Here is a 4,494-nt window from a genome sequence, read left to right as displayed (position 1 = left end):
CTAAGTCATGGAACTTCGTAGAAGTTCGCTGACGTCCGTACTCACCTAAGGAAATTTTTTAAGAAGACTTTATCTTCAATCTGAAACCTTTCCAGACGGAAAGGTTTTTTTTGTTGCAATCTTTTTCTGATTGGATCTGCTTCTTTTTTGAAAAAAGAGGTTGGACAAACATCCAACCTCTTCGATTCTTACAATTTACCTGCTACGGCATCCAACAATTCTTGGATTTTCGCTTGGTTGCTTCCTCCTGCCATGGCCATGTCTGGTTTACCACCACCACGTCCATCGACGATTGGAGCCAATTCTTTAATCACATTGCCTGCATGGACTTCTTTTGTCTTGCTGGCTACAAGGACGTTCACCTTGTCACCGATGGTTGCAACAAGAACAAGCACATCAGAGTAGTCTTTTTGTTTCCAGTTATCGGCAAATGTACGAAGGGCACCTGCATCTGATACAGAAACTTGGCTGGCAATGTAACGGTGTCCGTTTGCTTCTTGAACATTCTTGAAGACATCACCTGCTGCAGCTGCTGCTGCTTTTTCCTTCAATTCTGCATTTTCTTTTTGCAATTGACGGAGTTGTTCTTGAAGACCTTCCACCTTATGAGGGACTTCTTTGAGTTGAGGTGCTTTCAAGGTTGCTGCGACTGCTTTCAGAGCATCTTCTTGTTCACGGTAAGCTTCGAAGGCTTCCTTACCAGTCACTGCCAAGATACGACGAGTTCCTGATCCGATCCCTTCTTCTTTGACAATCTTGAGGAGACCAATTTCAGAAGTATTGCCTACGTGGGTACCACCACAGAGTTCCACTGAGTAGTCACCAATGGTTACAACACGGACTTCTTTACCGTATTTCTCACCAAAGAGGGCCATGGCTCCCATTTCTTTAGCAGTATCGATATCTGTTTCAATCGTTTCGACTGCGATCGCTTCCCAAATCTTTTCATTGACTTGTTGTTCAATAGCGCGCAATTCTTCAGGAGTTACGGCTTGGAAGTGAGTGAAGTCAAAGCGAAGGAATTCTACCTCGTTGAGAGATCCTGCTTGGGTTGCGTGGTTACCAAGGATATTGTGAAGAGCCGCATGGAGCAAGTGAGTGGCTGTGTGGTTCTTCATGACACGATGACGACGATTGGTATCAATAGCCAAGGTGTATTCTTGGTTCAAGGCAAGAGGGGCAAGAACTTCAACAGTATGAAGTGGTTGTCCATTTGGTGCTTTTTGAACATCTGTTACTGTAGCAACGACATTTCCTGCAGCATCCAAGATTTGACCATGGTCCGCAACTTGTCCACCCATTTCAGCGTAGAATGGAGTTTCTGCAAAGATCAGTGATGCAGTCCCTTCAGATACAGCTTCTACTTCTGCATTGTCCGCTACGATAGCCACCAACTTAGAAGGCAATTGGCTGGCATTGTAGTTGAAGCTACTTTCAACTGTAATGTTTTGAAGGGTTTCATTTTGCATCCCCATGGATCCACCTTTGACAGCAGATGCACGCGCCCGTTCTTGTTGTTCCTTCATAGCCGCTTCAAAACCGTCACGATCGACTGTCATTCCAGCTTCTTCAGCGATTTCTTCTGTCAATTCTACTGGGAATCCGTATGTATCATAAAGTTTAAAGACATCTTGACCAGCAATCACTGTTTGACCTTTGGCTTTCAAGTCTTCAACGATGGTTTGAGCAAAGTGTTGACCAGAATTCAAAGTACGAGCAAACGATTCTTCTTCACTCTTGATGATTTTTTCGATAAAGTCTTGTTTTTCAAGTACTTCTGGGTAGTAGCTTTCCATGATCTTCCCAACAGTTGGAACCAATTTATACAAGAAGGTTCCTTCAATCCCCAATTTTTGACCATGCATGGAAGCACGACGGAGGAGACGACGAAGAACGTAGCCGCGTCCTTCATTACCAGGAAGAGCTCCATCTCCAATCGCAAATGAAAGCGAACGGATGTGGTCAGCAATCACCTTGAAGCTCATGTTATCGCCATCTGGATCATAGGTTTTACCAGACATCTTTTCTACTTCACGGATGATTGGCATGAAGAGGTCAGTTTCAAAGTTTGTTTTCGCCCCTTGGATAACGGCTACCAAACGTTCCAAACCTGCGCCCGTATCAATGTTCTTGTGTGGCAATTCCTTGTATTCGCTACGAGGAACAGCAGGGTCAGCGTTAAATTGTGACAAGACAATGTTCCAAATTTCGATGTAACGGTCGTTTTCGATATCTTCTGCAAGCAGACGAAGACCGATATTTTCAGGGTCAAAGGCTTCTCCACGGTCAAAGAAGATTTCTGTATCTGGTCCAGAAGGTCCCGCACCGATTTCCCAGAAGTTGTCTTCGATTGGAATCAAGTGACTTGGATCCACACCAACAGCAATCCAACGGTTGTATGAATCCTTGTCGTCAGGGTAATAGGTCATGTAAAGTTTGTCTTTGGGGAAGTCAAACCATTCCGGACTTGTCAAAAGCTCATAAGCCCAGGTAATGGCTTCGTCACGGAAGTAATCTCCAATTGAGAAGTTCCCCAACATTTCAAACATGGTGTGGTGACGCGCTGTCTTCCCTACGTTTTCGATATCGTTGGTACGGATAGCCTTTTGAGCATTGGTAATCCGTGGATTTTCAGGAATGATGGTTCCATCAAAGTATTTTTTAAGAGTGGCAACCCCTGAGTTGATCCACAAAAGGGTTGGGTCATTTACAGGAACCAAGCTAACGGATGGTTCTACTGAGTGGCCTTTTGTAGCCCAGAAATCAAGCCACATTTGGCGGACTTGTGCACTAGATAATTGTTTCATGTTTTTCTCCTAATTCTTATTTAACTAATTGGCGCCAGTTTCCAACATTTCGACGTAATCGATGGCGACACAAAGCGAGATGACTAAATCCGCATACTCGTCCTCATAGACCGATACTTGATAGGTCGAGGTGAGATGAAAGAGTTCCTTGCTAATCTCAGCGACGATTTGATCCCGATCATCGAATAATTTGAATTCTAGGTCCCAGATATTTCCTTGTACCCGCAGTCCCAAATCTTCGATATCGTACCTATCCCTGAAGAGCGTCAGCTTTTTATGGATAAAAAAGCTGTCCCCATCCTTCAACTCAACCACAAACTTAGGAAGAAGGCTGATTGGTTTTTTAGTAATGTGGCTCACTTCTTGTCCATTCTTATCATAGATGGTAAAAGTCTTGGGAATCTTAAGAAAAGATCCCTCAACCTGGTATTCAACATTTCCCAACTCATCTTTGATATCGAACCGCTCGCCACCCAATCGAAATTTTTGTTTCACTTGATAGGTTCGCATCTTTTGATCTCCTTTAAAAAGCTCCAGACAACTGCCCGCAAACAAAAGACAAGTCACCAAACGAAGGGCGAAAAACCGCGGTACCACCTTCATTCAATGAACTTGTCATTCTTATTTTTATATGCAATTGTCTCAGCTGAGTAGCAAAATCATTTCTCTTCCATGGCTCGCACCCCCGCCACTTCTCTGATTCCGAGTAACAATGATTCATTCTCAACTATTTCATTATACAAGTTCCAAAAGGAACCGTCAACTATTTTTTAGATGATGATTTACTATCACTTGTTTCAACACCGATATTTTGCAAATATTGGTTGAAAGTAGATTTGAAAGCATCATCTTTAACCTTAATATTGGCATTGGTCATCGCTTTAGCTATAATACTACGGATGTAATTAGTATCTTGCTTACGACCTTCAATAATGATCTCTTTCAAACGTTTTTCGTATTTCTTCCAGTCAGAACCTTTTTCTGTCTTCTTATTCAATTTGACAATATAGTAGCTAGCTGAGTAGTTTTGACCTGCTGATACTGTGATGACATCTGAAATCCCGTTTTCATCCAACTTAAAGGCAGCTTCTTTGACTTGAGATGGGATATCTGCTGTTCCTGAATCGAACTTGACTTCACCACCTTTGTCTTTTGTAGCGGTATCTGTTGAATTATCTTTTGCAATTTTGGCAAAGTCTGCACCTTCCGCTTTAGCTGCTTCCAATACTTCTTTTGCTTTGTCTTCAGAATCCAACTTGATAATTTGTGCTGTTACCTCAGGTGTATAAGATTCAAAAGCCGCCTTGTAGTCAGACTCTTTGATATCTTTCTTAGCAGCTTGGCTAACTGCATATTCCAACAACATATTGCTACGGATTTGTTTCTTCGCTGTTTCTTCCGTCAAGCCTTGTTGCGCCAAGTAAGCATCAAATTGGTTGCCCAATTGTTTCTTTTGTTTAGCCAATTCTTTATCGACTTCTTTATCAGAAATTTTTGATCCATATTCTTTTTCAAAAACTTTATTGATAGTCATTTGGAAAAGAACTTGTTGGGCTCCTTGGTTTGATTTGATTTCATCATAGAAATCTGAAACCGTGATCGTGTCCCCTTTCATGGTCACGACATCTTTGTTTGTGCTATTGGCACAGGCTGCTAATGTTACGACTGATAGCAAGGTCACAGCACC

Annotated in this window: 3 protein-coding genes; all 3 read right to left on the bottom strand. The window is 42.4% G+C overall.

Annotation, left to right across the window (positions count from 1 at the left end; translation table 11 throughout):
• Positions 1-188 precede the first annotated feature (188 nt).
• Entirely contained in the window at positions 189-2,807 is a 2,619-nt protein-coding gene (gene alaS / locus SPADD19_RS04980; RefSeq protein ID WP_061455424.1) for an alanine--tRNA ligase, read from the bottom strand.
• Between the two features lie 24 nt (positions 2,808-2,831).
• A complete protein-coding gene (locus tag SPADD19_RS04975) occupies positions 2,832-3,317 on the bottom strand; it encodes an LURP-one-related/scramblase family protein (RefSeq protein ID WP_061455423.1) in 486 nt (161 codons plus the stop codon).
• 253 nt (positions 3,318-3,570) lie between these two features.
• Positions 3,571-4,494, bottom strand: a 924-nt coding sequence (gene prsA / locus SPADD19_RS04970) for a peptidylprolyl isomerase PrsA (protein WP_061455422.1), incomplete at its 5' end; no start/stop codon positions are given.

This window comes from Streptococcus parasanguinis (assembly GCF_001578955.1).
Lineage (GTDB): Bacteria > Bacillota > Bacilli > Lactobacillales > Streptococcaceae > Streptococcus > Streptococcus parasanguinis_U.
The sequence above is the reverse complement of the archived record's forward strand: the minus strand, read 5'-3'. Positions and strand labels throughout refer to the sequence as shown.